Source organism: Solwaraspora sp. WMMD937, assembly GCF_029581175.1.
In the GTDB taxonomy this organism is placed as follows: domain Bacteria; phylum Actinomycetota; class Actinomycetes; order Mycobacteriales; family Micromonosporaceae; genus Micromonospora_E.
This window is the reverse complement of the sequence record NZ_CP120738.1, coordinates 146691-167069: the sequence shown is the minus strand read 5'-3', so window position 1 is coordinate 167069 and position 20379 is coordinate 146691. Positions and strand designations below refer to the sequence as shown.

General features: G+C 72.5%; 17 protein-coding genes and 1 tRNA gene. 12 read left to right on the top strand and 6 right to left on the bottom strand.

The features are described 5' to 3' along the window. The gene (locus O7621_RS00770) at positions 1-918 is read right to left on the bottom strand and encodes a polyphosphate polymerase domain-containing protein (RefSeq protein ID WP_281553138.1); all 918 of its coding nucleotides are present in this window, start codon (positions 916-918) and stop codon (positions 1-3) included. A 201-nt stretch (positions 919-1119) separates the two neighbouring features. Between O7621_RS00770 and O7621_RS00765 the strand changes: the two genes are divergently transcribed. From O7621_RS00765 to O7621_RS00755, 3 genes are read left to right on the top strand one after another with little or no spacing between them, the layout of a single operon-like run. After that, complete coding sequence (locus tag O7621_RS00765) at positions 1120-1875, top strand: response regulator transcription factor (RefSeq protein WP_282232278.1); 756 nt, start codon at positions 1120-1122, stop codon at positions 1873-1875. Further along, positions 1875-3476, top strand: coding sequence for a HAMP domain-containing sensor histidine kinase (locus tag O7621_RS00760; protein ID WP_282232277.1), 1602 nt, complete (start codon positions 1875-1877; stop codon positions 3474-3476). Before O7621_RS00765 ends, O7621_RS00760 begins: the two co-directional genes overlap by 1 nt. A 59-nt stretch (positions 3477-3535) precedes the next feature. Then, complete coding sequence (locus O7621_RS00755) at positions 3536-5413, top strand: PAS domain-containing protein (protein ID WP_282232276.1); 1878 nt, start codon at positions 3536-3538, stop codon at positions 5411-5413. Positions 5414-5732: 319 nt separating this feature from the next. Here O7621_RS00755 and O7621_RS00750 read toward each other — a convergent pair whose 3' ends face one another. Then, positions 5733-7241: a phospholipid carrier-dependent glycosyltransferase gene (locus O7621_RS00750; RefSeq protein WP_282234803.1), complete on the bottom strand. Its 1509-nt coding sequence runs from the start codon at positions 7239-7241 to the stop codon at positions 5733-5735. Positions 7242-7502: 261 nt separating this feature from the next. After that, a complete protein-coding gene (locus O7621_RS00745) occupies positions 7503-8348 on the bottom strand; it encodes a hypothetical protein (protein ID WP_282232275.1) in 846 nt (281 codons plus the stop codon). 138 nt (positions 8349-8486) lie between these two features. Here O7621_RS00745 and metG point away from each other — a divergent pair, with 138 nt between their 5' ends. Both metG and O7621_RS00735 read left to right on the top strand, forming a co-directional pair. Next, positions 8487-10289 carry a methionine--tRNA ligase gene (gene metG, locus O7621_RS00740; protein WP_282232274.1) on the top strand — a complete coding sequence of 601 codons (1803 nt, stop codon included), beginning with the start codon at positions 8487-8489 and terminating at the stop codon, positions 10287-10289. Between the two features lie 4 nt (positions 10290-10293). Next, positions 10294-10932 carry a LysE family transporter gene (locus O7621_RS00735; protein WP_282232273.1) on the top strand — a complete coding sequence of 213 codons (639 nt, stop codon included), beginning with the start codon at positions 10294-10296 and terminating at the stop codon, positions 10930-10932. Positions 10933-10990: 58 nt separating this feature from the next. Here the strand turns inward: O7621_RS00735 and O7621_RS00730 are convergent, their stop codons facing one another. After that, complete coding sequence (locus O7621_RS00730; protein WP_282232272.1) at positions 10991-12277, bottom strand: hypothetical protein; 1287 nt, start codon at positions 12275-12277, stop codon at positions 10991-10993. A 127-nt stretch (positions 12278-12404) separates the two neighbouring features. Between O7621_RS00730 and O7621_RS00725 the strand changes: the two genes are divergently transcribed. From O7621_RS00725 to O7621_RS00700, 6 genes are all read left to right on the top strand, one after another. Next, positions 12405-13289: a TatD family hydrolase gene (locus tag O7621_RS00725; protein WP_282232271.1), complete on the top strand. Its 885-nt coding sequence runs from the start codon at positions 12405-12407 to the stop codon at positions 13287-13289. 4 nt (positions 13290-13293) lie between these two features. Next, positions 13294-14178: a 16S rRNA (adenine(1518)-N(6)/adenine(1519)-N(6))-dimethyltransferase RsmA gene (gene rsmA / locus O7621_RS00720; RefSeq protein ID WP_282232270.1), complete on the top strand. Its 885-nt coding sequence runs from the start codon at positions 13294-13296 to the stop codon at positions 14176-14178. Between the two features lie 63 nt (positions 14179-14241). Then, positions 14242-15198 (top strand): 4-(cytidine 5'-diphospho)-2-C-methyl-D-erythritol kinase, encoded by a 957-nt coding sequence (locus O7621_RS00715; protein ID WP_282232269.1) that lies wholly within the window; start codon positions 14242-14244, stop codon positions 15196-15198. Continuing rightward, entirely contained in the window at positions 15198-17048 is a 1851-nt protein-coding gene (locus O7621_RS00710; RefSeq protein WP_282232268.1) for an ABC-F family ATP-binding cassette domain-containing protein, read from the top strand. Before O7621_RS00715 ends, O7621_RS00710 begins: the two co-directional genes overlap by 1 nt. 91 nt (positions 17049-17139) lie before the next feature. Next, entirely contained in the window at positions 17140-17592 is a 453-nt protein-coding gene (locus O7621_RS00705; RefSeq protein WP_282232267.1) for a DUF4383 domain-containing protein, read from the top strand. Between the two features lie 160 nt (positions 17593-17752). Beyond that, positions 17753-18235 (top strand): DUF4383 domain-containing protein, encoded by a 483-nt coding sequence (locus tag O7621_RS00700; RefSeq protein ID WP_282232266.1) that lies wholly within the window; start codon positions 17753-17755, stop codon positions 18233-18235. Between the two features lie 29 nt (positions 18236-18264). Here the strand turns inward: O7621_RS00700 and O7621_RS00695 are convergent, their stop codons facing one another. Together O7621_RS00695 and O7621_RS00690 are read right to left on the bottom strand one after the other, a co-directional pair. After that, positions 18265-18870: a TetR/AcrR family transcriptional regulator gene (locus O7621_RS00695; protein WP_281555416.1), complete on the bottom strand. Its 606-nt coding sequence runs from the start codon at positions 18868-18870 to the stop codon at positions 18265-18267. A 183-nt stretch (positions 18871-19053) separates the two neighbouring features. Further along, positions 19054-20019, bottom strand: coding sequence for an acyl-CoA desaturase (locus O7621_RS00690; RefSeq protein WP_282232265.1), 966 nt, complete (start codon positions 20017-20019; stop codon positions 19054-19056). Positions 20020-20256: 237 nt separating this feature from the next. Between O7621_RS00690 and O7621_RS00685 the strand changes: the two genes are divergently transcribed. Continuing rightward, positions 20257-20328: transfer RNA gene (locus O7621_RS00685), tRNA-Gln, on the top strand. Positions 20329-20379: the final 51 nt, after the last annotated feature.

Genomic DNA, 20379 nt, shown 5'->3' with positions numbered 1-20379 from the left:
TCAGGCCCGCCCGCCGCTCGCGCCGACGGCCAGCAGTTCGCCGGCCGGCCGGTCCGGAGGCGGTGGTGGCGCGTCGGCCGGCAGATGGAACACCGACCGCGGGGCCCGCCCGAACGCCTCGACACACTGGCAGTACTTGCTGACCCGCACGACCGACAGGTCGGCCTGCGCAGCGAGGTCGGTCAGCCAGTACGGGACCCGTTCGTTCGCCTTCACCTCCATGATCGAACGCCACGGCGGGACGATGAACCGATTTTCGGCGTCGACGCCCAGGTGCAGATCACGGTCCCGACCCCGGACCCGGGTGTCCAGGGTGACCCGCAGGCCGAGATCGGCACCGGTGCCGACGAACGCCTGCCGGTGGTAGCCGGTGATCGCCACCGGGCGCAGGTCCAGGCCGCTGACCAGGCCGAGGACCTCCTGCACGAAGCCCCGCTGCGGCTCGGTGTGGTCGATCATGGCGCGGCCGTCGCACAGTTGACGGGCCAGTCGGTACGGCAGCGCGATCCGCCGTTTCTGGGTGACCCGGTTGACCCGCTGCTTGATCTCGACGTGGACGGTGGTGTCGTCGTCGATGCCGGTCCGGTCGCCGTAGTGCCGGATCCGCAGTTTGCGGCGGAACCGCAGCCCCTCGATCTTCTCCCAGTAGAACCGCAGGTCGTCGGTGTCGTAGTAGAGGCTCCACACCCCGTACCCGGTGGTCCCGGCATGGCTGTCCCGGTCGAGTCGGCGGGCGAGTTGGTCACGCAGTGCCGGTACCGCCGCGTTGTCGACCAGGTACTTGATCTCGTACCGGTTGAACGCGTGCAGCCGGGTGACGCCCCGCAGCGCGTGACCGGCCCGGTCGTCCGTACCGTGGCCGGCCCGGTCGTCCGGTCCTGGTCCGGTCGTCGTCGGCGGTGCCGATTCGGGTCGCATGGGCAGGTCCTCACCTTCAGGTAGGGCGGATTCGGTGCGAAGGTGAGGAAACACCGCGCAGATCAAAACAACCTCGGAACGGGATGTGAAGTTGAGGCGAACGGCCGATGACCGAAGCGCGTCCGTTGGTGCCTGTGCTTGCCCGGCCACCCCACAGCCGGCTCCCAGCCGGCTCCGAGACTGCGCCGGTATGCATGGCGGATGACCTCACCCGCCGAGATCGGCCAGGTAGCCGACGCCGGACCGGACCGGGCTCCCCGGATCCTGGTCGTCGACGACGAGCCGAACATCTGCGCCCTGCTCGCCGCCACGTTGCGGCTGATCCGGTTCGACGTCCGAGCGGTGGACGGCGGCCGCGCCGCCCTGGTGGCGATCGAGGAGTTCGAGCCGGATCTGGTGGTCCTCGACGTGATGATGCCGGATCTGGACGGCTTCGAGGTGGCCCGGACGATGCGCCGGGGCGGCCGCCGGCACGTACCCGTGCTGTTCCTGACCGCGCGGGACGCGGTGCAGGACCGGATCGCCGGGCTGACCGTCGGAGCCGACGACTACGTCGCCAAGCCGTTCAGCCTGGAGGAGGTGGTGCTGCGGATCCGGGCGATCCTGCGGCGCAGCGGCGTCGTCGACGAGCCCGAGCCGACCGACCGGGTGCTGCGCTACGCCGATCTGGAGCTCGACGAGGACGCCCACGAGGTACGCCGGGCCGGCCAGCGCGTCGATCTGTCGCCGACCGAGTTCAACCTGCTGCGGTATCTGCTGGTCAACGCCGGCCGGGTGGTCAGCAAGAGCCAGATTCTGGACCGGGTGTGGAGCTACGACTTCGACGGCGACGGCCGGATCGTCGAGTCGTACGTCTACTACCTGCGTAAGAAGATCGACCAGCATGAGCCGGCGCTGATCCACACCGTCCGGGGGGTCGGCTACACGCTGCGACTGCCCCGGTCGGGCGGTGTCTGATGCGGCACCTGAACCGGTTCCGATCCCGGATCACCGTACGGCGGTGGTCGCACTGGACGCTGCGGTCCCGGCTGGTGCTGGCCACCGCGGTCCTCACCGCCGTCGCCCTGCTGCTGGCCAACACGGCCGGTCTGGTCCTGCTGCGGCAGAGCCTGACCGACCGGCTCGACGAACAGTTGCGGCTGATGAGCCGACCGTACGCCGGGCCCGCGCCGCCCACCATCGACCAGGACGGTCCCCGACCCCGGTTGTTCCCCGGCGCCTCCCTGCAACCGGCCCAGTCGGTCCTGCTGTACGCCGCCGACGGGACCCTCACCCAGCAGTTCTCCTCCGACCCGGACGCCGCCCTGCCCGAGTTGGACGACTATCCGGCGCTGGTCGAGCGGGCCGCTGTCCGGCGCCCGTTCACGGTGCCCGCCGCCGACGGTGACGGGTCCTGGCGGGTGCTCGCGGTGCCGCGCGCCGACGGCGGGCTCGCGGTGGTCGGCGTCTCGCTGCGCCAGGTCGACGCGACCGCCGACACGCTGCTCATGATCGACGCCGTGGTGGTGCTGCTGATCCTGGTGCTGCTCGGTCTGGTCGCCGCCGCGACGGTCCGGCTCGGGCTGCGCCCGCTGACCCGGATGGAACGCATCGCCGCCGAGATCACCGGCGGCAACCTGGCCCGGCGGGTGCTCGACGCCGACCCGCACACCGAGGTCGGCCGGCTCGGCGGCGCGCTGAACTCGATGCTCGACCGGATCGGGGCCGAGGTCGCCGCCCGGACCGCCTCGGAGCAGCGACTCCGGCAGTTCGTCGCGGACGCGTCGCACGAACTGCGCACCCCGCTCACCTCGATCCGGGGATTCGCCGAACTGTACCGGCGGGGCGGGGCGACGCCCGGCCCGGAACTCGACGAGGCGATGCGCCGGATCGAGGCGGAGGCGGCCCGGATGGGGCTGCTGGTGGAGGACCTGCTGCTGCTGGCCCGGCTCGACCAGCGTCGGCAGCCGGTGCGTCGACCGGTGGATCTGCTCGCGGTCGCCGCCGACACGATCCGCGACGCCTCCGCCCGGGCTCCCGACCGTCGGGTCCGGATGGCACCGGCCGGACCGGTCGGCTCCACCGCACCCGACCTGCAGCCGGTCGCACCCGAACTGCAGCCGGTCTCGGTGCCGGGGGACGAGCCGGCGCTGCGCCAGGTGGCCGTCAACCTGGTGGCGAACGCGCTGCAGCACACCCCGCCGGCGGCCGAGATCACCGTACGGGTGGGGTATCTGCCGGCCGGCGCTGGCGGTGCCCCGTCGGACCGGCCGCTCGCGGCGGTCGGGCGGGACCTGCCGGCGGACGCGCCGGTTGCGGTGATCGAGGTGACCGACACCGGTCCCGGCGTGCCGGCGGCGCATGCCGGGCGGGTCTTCGAGCGGCTGTACCGGGTGGATCCCAGTCGTACCCGGGCGCGGGGCGGCGGCTCCGGCCTCGGGCTGGCGATCGTCGCGGCGATCGTGGACGGTCACGCCGGCCGGATCGAGCTGTACGACCGGCCGGGCGGTGGTGCCGTGTTCCGCGTACTGCTGCCCGAGCCGATGTTGTGCCGGCCCGCGCCGGCCCTCATGCTGTAGCCGGGGGTCGGCGCGGTCTGCGGTCCGGGCGGCCGGCCGATCTTGTTGGAGGAGTCCCGGTGCCACGGCGCGTCCTGACCGGTTACCTCGCGGTGCAGGCTGTTCTTGGCGCGGCGGTCTTCGAGGCCCCGGCTGCCGCCGCCGTCTGGTGGGGGGCGATCGGCGTGGTCAGCGTGGCCGCGGTCGGTTGGGGAATCCACCGGCACCGGCCGCCTCGCCGGCTTCCCTGGCTGCTGCTGGCCGGCGGCGCCGGGGCGCTGGCGGTCGGCGACGTCCACTACGAGTTGTCGCGGCGTACGGCGGGTGCTGTCGGCGAGGTTCTGTCGTTGATCGCCGACGCCGCCTACCTGGCGACCTTCGGCCTGCTCGCGGCCGGGGTGCTCAGTCTGACCCGGACCACGGTGTCGTTGCGGGACCGGTCCGCTCTGCTGGACACGCTGGTGCTGGTCGTGGTGACCGGTCTGGTCACCTGGACCCTGGTGGTCGGCCCGGCGGTGACCGATGTGGATCTGCCGGCGGTGGAGAAGGCGCTGCTGGCCGTACACGGCCTCGGTGGGGTGCTGGTCGTCGTGGTGATGCTGCGCCTGGCGGTCGCCGCCTGGCGGGATCCGACGGTGATCGGGCTGGCGGTCGGCGCGGCCGGCATGCTGACCGCCGACGTCTGGTACGCGGCCGCCGAACTCAACGCCGGCTGGCAGCCGGGGCACCCGGCCGAACTCGGCTGGTACGTGTTCTACGTCAGCTGGGGTGTCGCCGCCCTGCACCCGAACATGGCTCGGCTCGCCACCCGGTCCGACCCGGGCCCGGACGACGTCGCCGCGATGCGGGTAGGTCTGTTGACGATCACCTGCCTGACGGTGCCGTTCCTGTTGGTGATCCAGGCGTTCGCCGCAGAGCCGGCCGAGCTGCCCGACGGGTTGGTGACCGCTGCGGCGGCCGGTCTCACCACGATGCTCGCGGTGACCCGGGTGGTCGATTCGGTGGCCGGGCACCGGGCCGCGGTGCACCGGGAACGGTCGCTGCGCAGGGTCGGGACGCGGCTGCTGTCGGCCACCACGATCGCGCAGGTGGCCGAGATGGTCCGCCGGTCGGTCGGAGAGCTGCTGCCGGCCGGGACCGATCACCAGGTCCTGTTCGCCGTGCGCCGCCCGGTGGCGGGGGCCGGCGGCGAGCCGCCCGACCCGGAGCCGGTGGCCGACTGGCAGCCACAGGTCGTCGTTGACGACCCGTTGCCGGTGGCTGCGGCGCGACGGCGTACCCGGATCATGCCGATCCGGCTGTTGCATCCCGATTTGGCCGACCGGCTCGCCCCGGCACCGGCCGCCCTGGTGGCCGGCCTGGCCGCGCCGACCCCGTCCGGCGGGACCGGTACCGCGCTGCTGGTCGGGGCGGCTGACGGGGTGCTGGCCGCCAGCCGGGACGCGATCGAGGTGGTTGCCGCTCAGGCGGCGCTGGCCCTGCACCGGATCGCCGCGACCGAGGACGCCGCCCGGCGGGACCGGGACCGGTACTTCAATCTGGTCGCGGGCACCGTCGGCGACGCGGTGGTGATCGTCGGAGCTGACGACCGGATCCGGTACGCGAGTCCGCCGTGCAGCCGGTTGTTCGGGGTCGAGCCGGCGGTCCTCGCCGACTGGCGGGATTTGGTGCACCCCGCCGATCAGGCGCAGGTGTCCCGGACCCTCGGCGCGGCCGGTGACCGGGACGACGGTTCGGCGGTGGGTGACCGGTGGGTGCTGCGCCGGCCGGACGGCAGTCACGTGCTGCTCGAGGTACGGTGCCGGGATCTGCGGCGGGTGCCGGGGGTACGCGGCCTGGTGCTGACTTTCAGTGATCTGGCTGATCAGCGTCACCGTGACTCGGAGCTGGCGCTTCGCCGGATCGACCGCAGCGCGCCGGGGCAGAACCGACGCAGCCTCCGCCGCCGCTTTCGCTGACTATGACAGTGGATGTCGCTTTTGGTGGTTGTTCCGTTCCGTGCTGAACCGCAAACTAGCCTTGCCTGGCCCGTTGTGCGGCAGGGGTCGACCTGGTTAAGCTTTTCATGCGCGCCCCTATCGCCCGCTTCCCCCGTGGCAGGCGATCGGGGCGCGCTTCTTTTGTCTTCCAACGCTCTCCGGCACCCTCGCCCACCTGCTGTCTCAGTCGACGCTGCTGATCACAGTGGAGACCTGGGTCAGGTGAGTCCACGATCGGCTGACGGCACCCGTCCGGCGGTCGTCGACCGCCGGACGGGGAGCGGGCCGGCCGTGATGGTCAGATCCAGCGTCCGCCGAGCCACATCCGCGCCGACCAGTCCTCGTACGGCAGCGGCTCACCGACGAAGATCGGGTAGAAGTATGCAAAGCAGACGGCGACCAGCAGAACGTAGGTGCCGGCGACCACCGCGCCGACCAGCCGTCGGTCGTTGCCGGCCGGATCGCCGACCGCAGTCCCACCCGACGGTGTGACGATCGCGCCGAGCACATAGGTCACCGCGAGGATCAGGAACGGCAGCGCTGGCGCGGTGTAGAAGGAGAACATCGTCCGGCCCTCGGTGGCGTAGTAGAACCAGGGCAGCAGCCCGGCGGCCACTCCGGCGAGGATCGCACCGGCCCGCCAGTCCCGCCGGGCGATACCGAGCCAGACCAGCGCCGCCAGGGCCGGCAGGAACGACCACCAGAGCAGCGGAGTGCCGAGCAGCAGTACCTCCTCGGCGCAGCTGGGTGCTCCGCAGGCGGTTTGATCGGTCCAGTGGAAGGCGACCGGGCGGCCCAGCAGCAGCCACTGCCACGGCCACGACTGGTAGCGGTGCTCCGTCTCCAATGTGCTGTGGAAGCCGTACGCCTGGGTGTGGTAATGCCAGAGGTTCTGCAGGGCGCCGATGACCGGCGCCTCGGACATGCCGTTGTCCGCCCGCCAGTGCCGCAGGTAGCCGCCGTCGGTCGCCAGCCAGCCCGACCAGCTGGCGAGGTAGGTGCCGAGGATCAGCACCCCGCCGAGGACCAGCCAACCGATCTCGCCGAGCGCCGCGTCCAGCCACGGCCGGCGGACCCCTGCGGACCGGCGGGCACCGGCCTCCCACCAGATCACCAGCAGGCCGAACACCGGGATGAACCACAGCGCGCTCCACTTGACGGCGAGACCGCAGCCGAGCAGCAGCGCCGCGATCAGCCGCCACCACGGTACGGCGAACGGCGGTCGGCCGGCGCGGCCCGGCAGAGTCGGATCGAGCCCGTCGTCGACCGCCCGCAGCCACCGTCGCCGGCTCCAGTCCCGGTCGACGACCAGCGCGGCGAAGGCGGCGAGCACGAAGAACGCGAGGAAGATGTCGAGCAGGGCGGTCCGGGACAGCACCAGATGGAAGCCGTCCAGGGCGAGCAGCAGCCCGGCTACGCAGCCGAGGACGGTGGAGCGGAACAACCGCCGGGCCGTCCGGGTGATGATCAGCACCATCAGGATGCCGGCGACCGCCGCCGAGATTCGCCAACCGAACTCGGTGAAGTCGAACAAGCGGACGCCCAGCGAGATGATCCACTTGCCGAGCGGCGGATGCACCACGTACGCCGGGGTGTTGTTGGTCTCGTCCCACTCGAAGCCGTACTGGCGCAGCTCGTTGGCCTCGTTGGCGTAGTAGAGCTCGTCGAAGATCTGGCCCGGCGGGTGACTCAGGTTGACCAGCCGCAGTACGCCGGCGATGGTCACCACCACGGCGGTGGCCAGCCATGACCACGGCTCCAGCCAGTTGTCCAGCGGTGCCAGCCGGCGGCGGACCACGGCCGGCAGCCCGACCCCGCCGGTCGGCCCCGACGCTCCGGCGCCGCCCGGGTGGGGGCCCGTCGGGCCGGCGTCCGGTGGACGGACCGGCCGGTCCGCTGTCACCGTCACCGCTGGTTCACCGCTTGCCGCGTCCGAATCTGCCGCCGAGATCACCCCGTGATCGTAGGCCGCCGCCCTACGTCGCGGGACCTCCCCGCCGAAGAATATATTTCGGGTCGTCGATGCGCTGCGCTACGGGTGGTCGATGCCTGCTCCGGTTGGTCGATGTCAGACGCTCCAGGCGGCGGCCAGGAACCCGGCGGCCAGCAGGACCGGTGCCAGCAACGCGGCGACCGTGGCGCCCCGGCGGGCCGCCGCGCTGGCCAGCCGGCGGGCACCGCTGCCCCAGATCAGCAGTACGCCGAGCAGCACGGTCAGCCCCCAGCCGACCGACCACCGCAGGTGCAGCACGACCAGGTCAGCCACGACGTACGCGGTGTCCCGTTCGCGGTGCAACATCCGGGCGGTCAGCTCGGCGCCGACGGCCTGGTCCACCGGTGGTACGCCGAACAGCCGTACCCGGTCGACGGTGAAGCCGGTCTGTGCGGCGAACTCGCCGAGGCACCGTCGGCCCAACCCGTCGCCGGTGCAGTCGGTGACCGTGGCGGTGCCGGGGACGCCCCGGCCGACGGCCAGCCACAGCGGTTCGGCGCTGACCCAGCCGAGGAACGCCGCCGCCGCCGCGACGACCAGGATCCAGGCGATGCCGGTCGCCGGCCGGCGGGTCCGCCGGATCCGCGTCCGCCGTCGACGGGCGACCGGGCGGCCCGGCGGCTGCTCCGCTACCGGTGCCACGGTTCGCACCGGTCCGCCGTCACGGGTCGCTGCGACGGCACTCGGTTCGCCGGTGCCGGCTGGTGCATTGGCGTCGGCTGGTGCGCCGGGGTCGGCCGGCTCGTCGGCGTCCGGGGTCACCGGCGTGGCCGGTTGGGCGGCGGCTGATTCGCCGCCGTGCCACCAGGTGCCCTCCGGTCCGGCGGTCGCCCAGGGGCTCGGCCGCCGCCGACGCTGCCCGGGAGCGCCCGCCGGCTCCCGGGTGGGTCGGGCGGTCGTCGGCCCGTCGGACTCCGGCATGCTGGGTTCCCCGGTCACCCCGCCATTTGACACCCCGGTACGTGGAGCCGGGGCGAACCCCCCCAGGCGTGTCGCGCTCCGTGGGGCGGCTCGGCAACCCGTTCGCGTACGCCTGGTGACACTAACTAGGCTGGTCGCATGAGTCACGTTCTCGCGGCGGTCGCCTGGCCCTACGCCAACGGGCCCCGCCACATCGGCCACGTCTCCGGTTTCGGGGTGCCCTCCGACGTGTTCAGCCGGTACATGCGGATGGCCGGTCACGACGTGCTCATGATCTCCGGCACCGACGAGCACGGCACGCCGATCCAGGTGCAGGCCGACAGCGAAGGGCTCAAGCCGCGCGAGCTGGCCGACCGGTACAACCGGGTGATCGTCGAGGACCTGCACGGGCTCGGCCTGTCCTACGACCTGTTCACCCGGACCACCACCGGCAACCACTACCGGGTGGTCCAGGAGCTGTTCGAGACGTTGCACCGCAACGGCTACATCGTTGCGAAGACCACCCTCGGCGCGATCTCCCCGTCGACCGGTCGCACCCTGCCGGACCGCTACATCGAGGGCACCTGCCCGATCTGTGGCTACGACGCCGCCCGGGGCGACCAGTGCGACAACTGCGGCAACCAGCTCGACCCGGTCCAGCTGCTCGACCCGCGCTCCAAGATCAATGGGGAGACGCCGAACTTCGTCGAGACCGAGCATTTCTTCCTCGACCTGCCGGCGTTCGCCCAGGCACTCGGCAAGTGGCTGGACACCCGCGACGGCTGGCGGCCCAACGTGCTGCGGTTCTCCCGTAACCTGCTCGACGACCTGCAGCCCCGGGCGATCACCCGGGACCTGGAGTGGGGCGTGCCGATCCCGCTGGACGGCTGGCGCGAGCGCGGCGACAAGCGGATCTACGTCTGGTTCGACGCGGTGATCGGCTACCTGTCGGCCTCGATCGAGTGGGCCCGGCGGTCCGGTGACCCGGACGCCTGGCGCCGCTGGTGGATCGCGGACACCGACGGAGAGGAGGCCCGTGGCTACTACTTCATGGGCAAGGACAACATCGTCTTCCACTCGGTGATCTGGCCGTCGCTGCTGCTCGGCTACTCCGGCGAGGGCGACCACGGCGGTGAGCCCGGTCGGCTCGGCCGGCTCAACCTGCCCACCGAGGTGGTCTCCAGCGAGTTTCTGACCATGGAGGGGCGCAAGTTCTCCTCCTCCCGCCAGGTGGTCATCTACGTGCGGGACTTCCTGGCCCGCTACGACGCCGACGCGCTGCGCTACTTCATCGCCGTGGCCGGGCCGGAGAGCCAGGACACCGACTTCACCTGGGCGGAGTTCCGGCGCCGCAACAACGACGAGCTGGTCAACGACTGGGGCAACCTGGTCAACCGGTCGATCTCGATGGCCGCGAAGAACTTCGGCGAGATCCCGCCGGTCGACCCGGCCGGGCTGACCGCCGCCGACGAGGCGCTGCTGGCGACCAGCCGGGCCGCGTTCGGCACGGTCGGCGCGCTGATCGAACGGCACCGGCAGAAGCAGGCCATCGGTGAGGCGATGCGGGTGGTCGCCGAGGCCAACCGGTACCTGTCCGACCAGGCCCCGTGGAAGCTCAAGGGCGAGGCGGACAAGCCCCGGATGGGCACCGTCCTGCACGTCGCCCTGCAGGTGGTCGCCGACGCGAACACCCTGCTCACCCCGTTCCTGCCGCACTCGGCGCAGAAGATCCACGAGCTGCTCGGCGGCACCGGCGTACACGCGCCGATGCCCCGGATCGTCGAGGTCGACGACCTTGACGCCGGGCCGGCGTACCCGATCCTCACCGGCGACTACCGCGACGGTGCCCGGTGGGAGTCCACTGCGGTCGAGGTCGGTCGGCCGCTGGCCGCGCCGAAACCGGTGTTCCGCAAGCTCGACGAGTCGATCGTCGACGAGGAGCTGGCCCGGCTCTCCGCCTGACCGGGTGACCGACTACCTCGCCGGGTTGCTGCTCGGCCTCGGCCTGATCATGCCGATCGGGCCGCAGAACGTCTTCGTGGTCAGCCAGGGGTTGGCGGCCGGCCTGCCGCGTGCGCTGTGGGCGGTGCTGGCCGCCGGCTGCTGCGACACGCTGCTGATCGTCGCCGGGGTCGCTGGCGTGTCCGGCCTGATCGCCACCGTGCCGGGCGTGCGGCCGGCGCTGCTCGTCTTCGGCGTGGTCTTCCTCACCTACCTGGGCGTGCGGTCCATCCGTACCGCCGGCGGGCACCTCACCGTCGGCCCGCCGGGCGGGCCGGGGCCGGAGCCGGCGGCCGGGTCGGTCCGTCAGGTCGTCGGGCGTACGGTCAGCGTCTCGCTGCTCAACCCGCACGCCATCCTCGACATGGTCGGGGTGATCGGGGCAGCGGTGATCGCCCAGCCGGCGGACTCCCGGGCGACGTTCGCCGCCGGGACGCTCTCCGCGTCGTGGACCTGGTTTCTGGTCCTGGCGGTCGGTGCCGCCCAGGCGCGTCGCTTCCTGACGCCGCGGGTGATCGCCTGGTTCGACCGGGTGTCCGGCGCGATCATGCTGGTCTTCGCCGGCCACTTCGCCTTCGAGCTGACCCACCTGGCCGCCGGGTGAGCGCGGCGCTCCCGCCGGGCCCACGACTGACACAGCCGGTTGCAACTGGCAGTCCGGTTCACAGCTGGTACGGCAGGTCGGTCGGGCCTTCGTCGGAAATCTCCACGCTCGGTGCCCACACCTCGTACACGCCGCGTTCGTAGCACTGCGCGCCGAGTGACGCGACCGCCTCCGGGGTGGGCCGGCACAGCCGCAGCCGGCTCCACCCGGAATCCTGCCGCAGCACCTGACAGCGGGCGTCGCGCCAGGTGGCGAGCCGCACCCGGCGGGCCAGCGAGTCGACCGGGTAGCGAGCGGCCCGGGTCATCGCCAGCACCCGGAACTCGTGCGGCGGGTCGGCGACCGCCTCGTAGGTCTGGCCGTCGTGGGTGCCGACCAGCTGGGTCGACTGCGGCAGGTCGCCGGTGCGCAGGTACTCCTGGTCGGACGGGACGTCGGGGATCCCGTCGAGCAGGTGTCGTCGCTGCGGCCCGGCCATCCGGATCCAGCCGCGCTGCTCCGGCTGGTAGGTGTACAGCACCACCTCGGCACCGTCCGGGGTGTACGCCAGCAGGGCGGCGTTGGCCGGCATCGGCAGGTCGGTGCAGCCGGCGGTGACGAACTCGGGGATCAGATGGCGCTCGCTCGGGGTGAACCCGGTGCCGAGCACCGGCGGGCCGATCCGGTCCCGCGGCGGCATGGCCACCAGCCCCTGGTACGCCGGCACGGTCGGGATCTCGTAGTCGTCTGCGCCGATGGCCCGCCAGCGCAGCGCGTACGCCACCTCCAGGCTGTCCCGCCCGCCCTCGTCGTCGGTGCGCAGCAGGGCCAGGTCGGCCGGGGTACGCAGGTGCGCGATGTCGTACTCGCGGTAGCAGAAACCGGCCGGTGCCCAGCCACGCAGGAAGCCGGCCACCTGTCGGCCGGAAAGTACCTTCATCATCCGGGTGCCGCGTCGGACCGTCGCGGTACGCCGGACCACGGTGATCGCCGGATGGTCGGCGGCCGACGGCGTCTGACTCAGCTGATGTACGTCCGCCCAGCTGGCGGCCCGGGTCAACGGGGCCATCAGCGGGCTGTCGCCCGGATCGTCGGTGCGGTCGTCGGCACCCGCGCCGCCACCGGAGGCACCCGTGCCGCCGGCGGAGATACCCACGCCGGAGACCGGGCCGACCTCGCTGGCATGCACGTGGCGGAACCAGCGGCCCCGGCCGTCGCGCTGGAAGCCGGCTACCGGGTCCATGCTGACCAGCCGATAGGCGGCGCCCCGGGCGATCTCCTCAGCCGGGTAGACCGCACCCTCGAAGCGGACGTGCAGGCCGGCCGGGGCATCGGCGACGCCGCCACGCGCAGAGCTCAGAGTCACGTCGCCGAAGGTAGTTGCCGGGTCACTGCTTCGGGTGAACGCGCGGTGGCCGCCGCATGTCCATTGGCGGTGCCGCCCGGGTGGCCCGGTGCACCGGCCGGAGCGGGACGTGTGATGCTGTCCGATGATGACGCAGCCAGCCGAGACCCGCCGGCAACGGGCCGCCCGCCGGGCCGGGGAGTTCCCGCCGCCACCCGATCCGCTGCCCGTACCGGTGATCGACAGCCACACCCACCTGGACCTGACCGTCGCCGAACCGGCGGTGCCCGGCCGGGCCACCGGCGACCCGGTAGCCACCCTGATCGCCCAGGCCGGAGCGGTCGGCGTCGACCGGCTGGTCCAGGTCGGTGTCGACCTGGAGTCGTCGCGCTGGGGCGCCGAACTGGCGGCCGGCAGCCCGGCGGTGGTCGCCACGGTCGCCCTGCACCCCAACGAGGCACCCCGACTGACCGACCTGGACGAGGCGCTGCGCGAAATCGAGGAGCTGGCCGCCGCCGATCGGGTACGCGGCATCGGCGAGACCGGGCTGGACCACTTCCGGACCGGGCCGGACGGACTCGCCGCGCAGCAGGCCAGCTTCCGGGCGCACATCGCGATCGCCAAGCGGTACGGCAAGCCGCTGGTGATCCACGACCGGGACGCGCACGCCGACGTGCTGCGGGTGCTCGATTCCGAAGGCGCCCCGCAGACCGTGGTGATGCACTGCTTCTCCGGCGACGCGGATTTCGCCGCCGACTGCGTGCGGCGCGGTTTCGTGCTCAGCTTCGCCGGTACGGTGACCTTCGGCAACGCCGCCGGGCTGCGCGCCGCGGCCGCCGTGACGCCGGTCGAGCAGATGCTGGTGGAGACCGACGCGCCGTACCTGACGCCGATGCCGCACCGGGGCCGGCCCAACGCCTCCTATCTGATCCCGCACACTGTCCGGCTGCTGGCCGAGGTCACCGGGACCGACCTGGCCGAGCTGTGCGCCGCGATCTCGGCCACCGGTGACCGGGTGTTCGGGCCGTGGTGAGCCGGTGACCGAGCTGCTCGGTCCGGCGCAGATCCGGGAGCTGGCCGGCCGGCTGGCGGTGGCACCCACCAAACGGCTCGGGCAGAACTTCGTGCACGACCCGAACACGGTCCGGCGGATCGTGTCCGCCGCCGATCTGCCACCGGACGCGGTGGTGCTGGAGGTCGGCCCCGGGCTCGGCTCGCTGACCCTTGGCCTGCTCGACCAGGTACGCCACCTGCACGCGGTGGAGATCGATCCGGTGCTGGCCGGCGCGCTGCCGCAGACCGTCGCCGGCTGCGGCGGTGACCTCGCCAGATTGACCGTGCACACCGCCGACGCGCTGCGGACCACCGCCGCCGGGCTCGGCGGGCCGGAACCGACCGCGCTGGTGGCCAACCTGCCGTACAACGTGGCGGTGCCGGTGGTGCTGCACCTGCTCGCCGAGCTGCCCAGCCTGCGGCAGGGGCTGGTGATGGTGCAGAAGGAGGTGGCCGACCGGCTGGTCGCCGGTCCGGGCTCGCGCACGTACGGCGTACCGTCGGTGAAGTTGGCCTGGTATGCCGCCGCCCGCACCGTCGGTCGGGTCCCGCCGAGCGTGTTCTGGCCGGTGCCCAACGTCGACTCCGGGCTGGTCGCGTTCACCCGCCGCGAGCCACCGGCGGTGCCGGCGGGTCAGCCGGTGGACCGGTTCCGGCGGCAGGTCTTCGCCGTGGTGGACGCCGCGTTCGCACAGCGCCGCAAGACGCTGCGGGCGGCGCTGGCCGGCTGGGCCGGCGGCGCGGACCGGGCGGCGGCGGTGCTGGCCACGGCCGGGGTCGACCCGGGCGCGCGGGGCGAGGCGTTGACCGTGGCCCAGTTCGCGGCGATCGCTGCGGCGGCGCCGCTGGCCGAAACGGTGGCCGAGTAGGCTGGCGGCCGTGATCGTGACGAGAGGTACCCGCGCGGCCCACCTCAGCCGGGGTATTTCCCGGTGACCGAGGCGTGGCGGCCGGGCGACGAGGACGACGGTTTCCGTCGCGGTGCGCGCAACTCGGTAAAAGTGCGGGTGCCAGCCAAGATCAACCTGCGGTTGGCCGTCGGCCCGCTCCGGCCCGACGGTTACCACGAGGTGAGCACCGTCTACCACGCGATCGCGCTCTACGACGAGCTGACCGCCCGGCGGGCCGACACCCTGATCCTGACCATGGACGGTGAGGGCACCGGCGAGTTGGCACTGGACGACTCCAACCTGGTGCTGCGCGCCGCACGGGCGCTGGCCGCGCACGCCCGGGTCCCCGCGCACGCCCGACTGCACCTGCGCAAGCAGATCCCGCTCGCGGCCGGCCTGGCCGGCGGCAGCGCGGACGCCGCCGCCGCGCTGGTCGCCTGCGACGAACTGTGGGGGACCGGGCTGTCCCGTGACGACCTGGCCGGGCTGGCCGCCGGCCTCGGCTCGGACGTGCCGTTCCTGCTGCACGGCGGCACCGCGCTGGGCACCGGCCGGGGCGAGGCGATCAGCCCGGTGCTGGCCCGACCCACCACCTGGCACTGGGTCGTCGCGGTGGCCGACGGCGGCCTGTCCACCCCCGAGGTGTACGCCGAGCTGGACCGGCTGCGGGCGGCCGGTGCGGCGCCGCCACCGGTCGGCGCCGCCGACGAGCTGCTGGCCGCGCTGCGCCAGCGAGATCCGCAGGTGCTGGCCGGCGCGCTCGGCAACGATCTCGAACCGGCCGCGCTGTCCATGCGTCCGGCGATCAAGCAGGTGCTGGACACCGGGGTGGCCGCCGGGGCGTTGGCCGGTATGGTCTCCGGGTCCGGCCCGACCTGTGTTTTCCTGGCGGCGGACGCGGCCGGTGCGGCGACCGTCGCGGCCGCGCTCGACGACGCCGGCGTCTGCCGTGACGTGCACCTGGCGCACGGCGCCGTCGCCGGTGCCAGGCTGGTCTGATGGTGAACATCGTCAATCTGGACCGGGTGTCCAAGGGCTACGGCGCCGCCGGGCAGCTGCTCACCGAGGTCTCGCTCGGCCTGGACGACAGCGACCGGATCGGCGTCGTCGGTCTCAACGGCGCCGGCAAGTCGACCCTGCTGCGGCTGCTCACCAAGGCCGAGGAACCCGACGCCGGGCGGGTCACCCACCGCCGGGACCTGCGGGTCGCCGCGCTGCCCCAGACGCTCGACCTGGCCGGTGACGCCACCGTACGCGACGTGGTGCTCGGCACCGCGTGGCTGGCCGAGGGGTTCGGCGCCGAGCACGAGTGGGCCGGCGACGCCGGGGTGCGTACCGTCCTGGACGGTCTCGGCATGCCACACCTCGGTCTGGACCAGCCGGTCGGGCCGATGTCCGGCGGCGAGCGGCGCCGGATCGCCCTGGCCGCGTTGCTGATCCGCCCGGCTGAGCTGCTGATCCTGGACGAACCGACCAACCATCTGGACGTGGCCGGGGTGGCCTGGCTCGCCGCGTACCTGGTGCAGCGTCGCCGGGGCGCGCTGGTGGTGGTCACCCACGACCGGTGGTTCCTCGACGAGGTCTGCACCGACACCTGGGAGGTCGCCGACCAGACGGTCCGCGCCTACGAGGGCGGGTTCGCCGCCTGGACGCTGGCCCGCGCCGAACGGGAGCGGGTCGCGGCGGCCACCGAGGCCCGCCGGCAGAACCTGCTGCGCAAGGAGATTGCCTGGCTGCGCCGTGGCCCGCCGGCCCGTACCTCCAAGCCGCGGTTCCGGATCGAGGCGGCCAACGCGCTGATCGCCGACGTGCCGCCGCCGCGCGACACCGTGTCACTGCACCGGCTGGCCACCGCCCGGCTCGGCAAGCAGGTCTACGAGCTGGACGAGGTCACCGCGTACGCCGGGGACAAGCTGATCCTCGACGGGCTGACCTGGCAGATCGGTCCGGGGGACCGGATCGCGATCGTCGGTGCCAACGGTGCCGGCAAGACCACGCTGCTGCGGCTGCTGGCCGGAGTCCGCGCCCCGCAGCAGGGCCGGGTGGTCACCGGGGCGACGGTCCGGCCGGCGTTCCTGTCCCAGGAGTTGGCCGAGCTCCCCGGTGAGCTGCGGGTGCTGGAGGCGGTGGAGGAGGTCGCCCGCCGGGTGGTGTTCGGCGACCGGGAGTTGGCCGCCACCCAGTTCGCGGAGATGTTCGGCTTCACCGACCGGCGGCTGTGGACCCCGGTCGGTGACCTGTCCGGTGGCGAGCGTCGTCGGCTGCAGCTGCTGAGACTGCTGGCCGGCGAGCCGAACGTGCTGCTGCTCGACGAGCCCACCAACGACCTGGACACCGACACCCTGGCGGCGCTGGAGGACCTGCTCGACTCGTGGCCGGGCACGCTGATCGTGGCCAGCCACGACCGGTACCTGATCGAGCGGGTCACCGACGAGGCGTACGGCATGTTCGGCGACGGCCGGCTGGTGCACCTGCCGGGCGGGGTCGACGAGTACCTGGCCCGCGCTGGCGGCGCCGCTGGCTCCGGTGCGGCGCGGGCCGCCGGGGCCGGTCCCGGGGCCGACCGGCCGGCGGGTTCCCGTGCTGCGTCCGGCGACCGGTCGGTGGGTGACGCCGCCGGCGGCGGGCTGTCCGCCGGTGACCTGCGGGCGGCCCGCAAGGAGCTGGCCCGGCTGGAGCGCCAGGTCGGCAAGCTGGAGCAGCAAGAGGCGGCGCTGCACGAGGAGTTGGCCCGGCACGCCACCGACTTCGCCCGGCTCGCCGAGCTGGACGCCCGACTGCGTGAGGTGCAGGCGCAGCGCAGCCGGACCGAGGAGGAGTGGCTCGCCCTGGCCGAGCAGGTGAGCTAGGCGGCAGGTGGCCGGGGCCACCCCTCGCTGGTCGCGGGCGATGAGCGACAATCGTCGGCGACCACCCCCCGTCGGCGTTGGAGCAGACCCCATGCACACCCCCGTCAACCACCCCGCCCGGCCGATCTACCGGGCGGTCGCCGCGCTGACCGGCCTCTACCTGGTGATCTTCGGTGTCGTCGGGATCATCGTCACCAGCGGCGACGCCCTCTTCGCGCAGAACGACAGCCGGGTGCTCGGCCAGGGTGCCAACCTCGGCTTCTCCGGGCTGTGTCTGGTGCTGGGCGTGGCCGTGCTGGCCGGCGTAGGGCTCGGCCGCAACATCGACACGGCGATCAACAAGGCGCTGGCGTACGGCCTGATGGCGTTGAGCCTGGCCGAGTTGGCGGTGCTGCGCACCGACGCCAACTTCCTCAACTTCACGGTGAGCACCTGCCTGGTCGTGATGGTCATCGGCCTGGTGCTGCTGATGGCCGCCATGTACGGCCGGACCGGCACCGAGCAGGAGGCCCAGGCGTGGCGGGACGGCCGGCTGGTGCTCTGACCTGGTCCGGCGCTCTGGTCCGGGCGGCTGATTCAGCTGATCCCGCAGCCGCCTACTGGTCGGTTCGGCTGCGCGCCACCCGCCCGCGGCGGGAGAATCCGGGTAAGGACGCCCACGTCGCCGCGACGCGGGCCCTGGATCGGCGACAGGAGCGGCAGCCATGGCGCACATCCCGGTCAACCACCCGCTGCGGCCGGTCTACCGGACGATCGCCGGGCTCACCGGCCTGTACGTGCTGATCTTCGGCATCGCCGGAACGGTCGCCACCTGGGGCGAGCCGCTGTTCGCCCGGGACGACGTCTGGGTGCTCGGGCTGCGGACCAACCTCGCGTTCTCGATCTCCTCGATCGTCTACGGCGGGCTGATCCTGATCGGGGCGATCATCGGCGGCCGGGCCGGGCACCTCGCCAACCTCACCATCGCGGTGGTCTTCATGGTCACCGGCCTGCTGATGATGGCCCTGCTGCAGACCGACGCCAACTTCCTCAACTTTTCGATGTCGACCGTGATCGTGTCGCTGATCTTCGGTCTGATCTTCCTGGCCACCGGCCTGTACGACAAGGTGGGGCCGACCGAGGCGGCCGGCGACGAGGAACGCTACCGGCGTGGCGCGCACCGACCGGCCGAGCGGGCCCGGCGGTGAGCGTACCCAGACCCGACCCGACCCCGCGGTCAGTGGTTGCGGCGCCGGGTCAACAGGGTGGGTTTCGCTTCCAGATGGGACAGTCCGTTCCAGGCCAGGTTGACCAGGTGCGCGGCGACCGTCTCCTTGCGCGGCTTGCGTACCTCCAGCCACCAGCGCCCGGTCAGTGCCACCATCCCGACCAGCGCCTGGGAGTACAGCTCGGCGAGCTTCGGGTCGTACCCCCGGCTCTTGAACTCGGCACCGAGGATGTGCTCCACCTGATGCGCCACGTCGTTCATCACGCTGGAGAAGTTGCCGGCGGCCGACAGCAGCGGTGATTCGCGGACCAGCACCCGGAAGCCGTTCGTCTCCGCCTCGATGTAGTCCAGTAGCGCCAGCGCGGCCTGCTCCAGCAGCTCCCGTGGGTGCCCGGCGGTCAGCGCGTTGGTGATCCGGTCGAGCAGGGCGCGGACCTCCCGGTCCACCACGACCGCGTACAGCCCTTCCTTGCCGCCGAAGTGCTCGTACACCACCGGCTTGGAGACCTTCGCCCGGGAGGCGACCTCCTCTATGGAGGTGGCGTCGAACCCCCGTTCGGCGAAGAGCTGCCGCCCGATGGTGATCAGCTGCTCCCGCCGTTGCGCGGCCGACATGCGGACCCGGGAGTTCGGTTTGGCCGGCACCGCCGGTGGTGGCGGCGGTGCCGGTATGCCGCCCGGTGCAGGGTCACCGTTGGTGGTTGGGTTGTCCGTCACTTGGCTCATCCTGCCAGTGCCGGGCCGCCGGGTCGGTGCCCGCACCGACCCGGCGGGTAGCCGTACCGGGCGCGGTCCGGCTCAGCCGGCCGGCTTGACCAGCTTGGCCGCGATCCGATCGGGCTTCGGCCAGCGGACGTTCGACGCGGCGCCGGACTTCTCCAGCAGCCAGATGACCCGGGCGGAGATGTCAATCTGCCCGCGCAGTACGCCGTGCCGGGCGCAGGTCGGGTCGGCGTGGTGCAGGTTGTGCCAGCTCTCGCCGAAGGACAGGATGGCCAGCGGCCAGAAGTTCGACGCCTTGTCGCCCTGCCGCACCTCGAACGGCCGTTCGCCGTAGACGTGGCAGACGGAGTTGATCGACCAGGTGATGTGGTGCAGCAGCGCCACCCGGACCAGGCCGGCCCAGAAGAACGCGGTCAGCGCGCCCTGCCAGGACCAGGTGGCCAGGCCGCCGATCGCCGCCGGGGCGAGCATGGTGAACACGACCAGCGCCGGGAAGAGCTGGTCGATGCGCCGGATGTCCTTGTCGGCGAGCAGGTCCGGGGTGAACCGCTCCTGGTTGGTCAGGTCGCGGTGGAACAACCAGCCGACGTGGGCGTAGAGCAGGCCCTTGGTCAGCCCCCAGACGCTGGTGCCGAAGCGCCACGGCGAGTGCGGGTCGCCCTCGATGTCGCTGAAGGCGTGGTGCCGGCGGTGGTCGGCGACCCACTGGATCACGTTGCCCTCGATCGCCAGCGAGCCGGCGAGCGCCAGGGTGATCCGCAGCCACCGCTTCGCCTTGAACGAGCCGTGGGTGAAGTACCGGTGGAACCCGACGGTGATGCCCAGTCCGGCTACCACGTAGAAGACCAGCCCGATGGCGACGTCGGTCCAGCCCAGCCAGCCGCCCCAGGCAACCGGTACGGCGGCGATCAGCGCCAGGAACGGGACGGTCACGAAGGCGCCGAGGGCGATCAGCACGCCGATCGACTGTTTGCCGACGGTCAGCGGCTTGGGGGCGGGTCCGGGGTTGGTCTGTGGCGGCTCGAGTAGGGCGGTTGACATGGCACCTCGCAGCGGTGACGGTTCGACCGCGGTGCGCCGGGGCGTTCCAGCCGGTGCGGCGGCCAGCGGTGAAAGAACGGGAACTTACGCCTACGTCACCGTAACCTACGGAGCCGTAGTTTTCTACGGTCGAGTTCCGGAGTCGGGTCGGTGTGCGCGCCCGCCCGGCCCGCCCGTGCCGGGCGACGGGAGTACGCCGGAATCCGCCCGGCACGCTAGGCTGTGTCCGTAGCACGATCGGCCGTGGTGTAATTGGCAACACCTCGGGTTTTGGTCCCGATATTCTAGGTTCGAGTCCTAGCGGCCGAGCTTCCCGTGACATTGAGCCTCGCTGTCGTGACGCTGAGTGTCTCGTCTGGT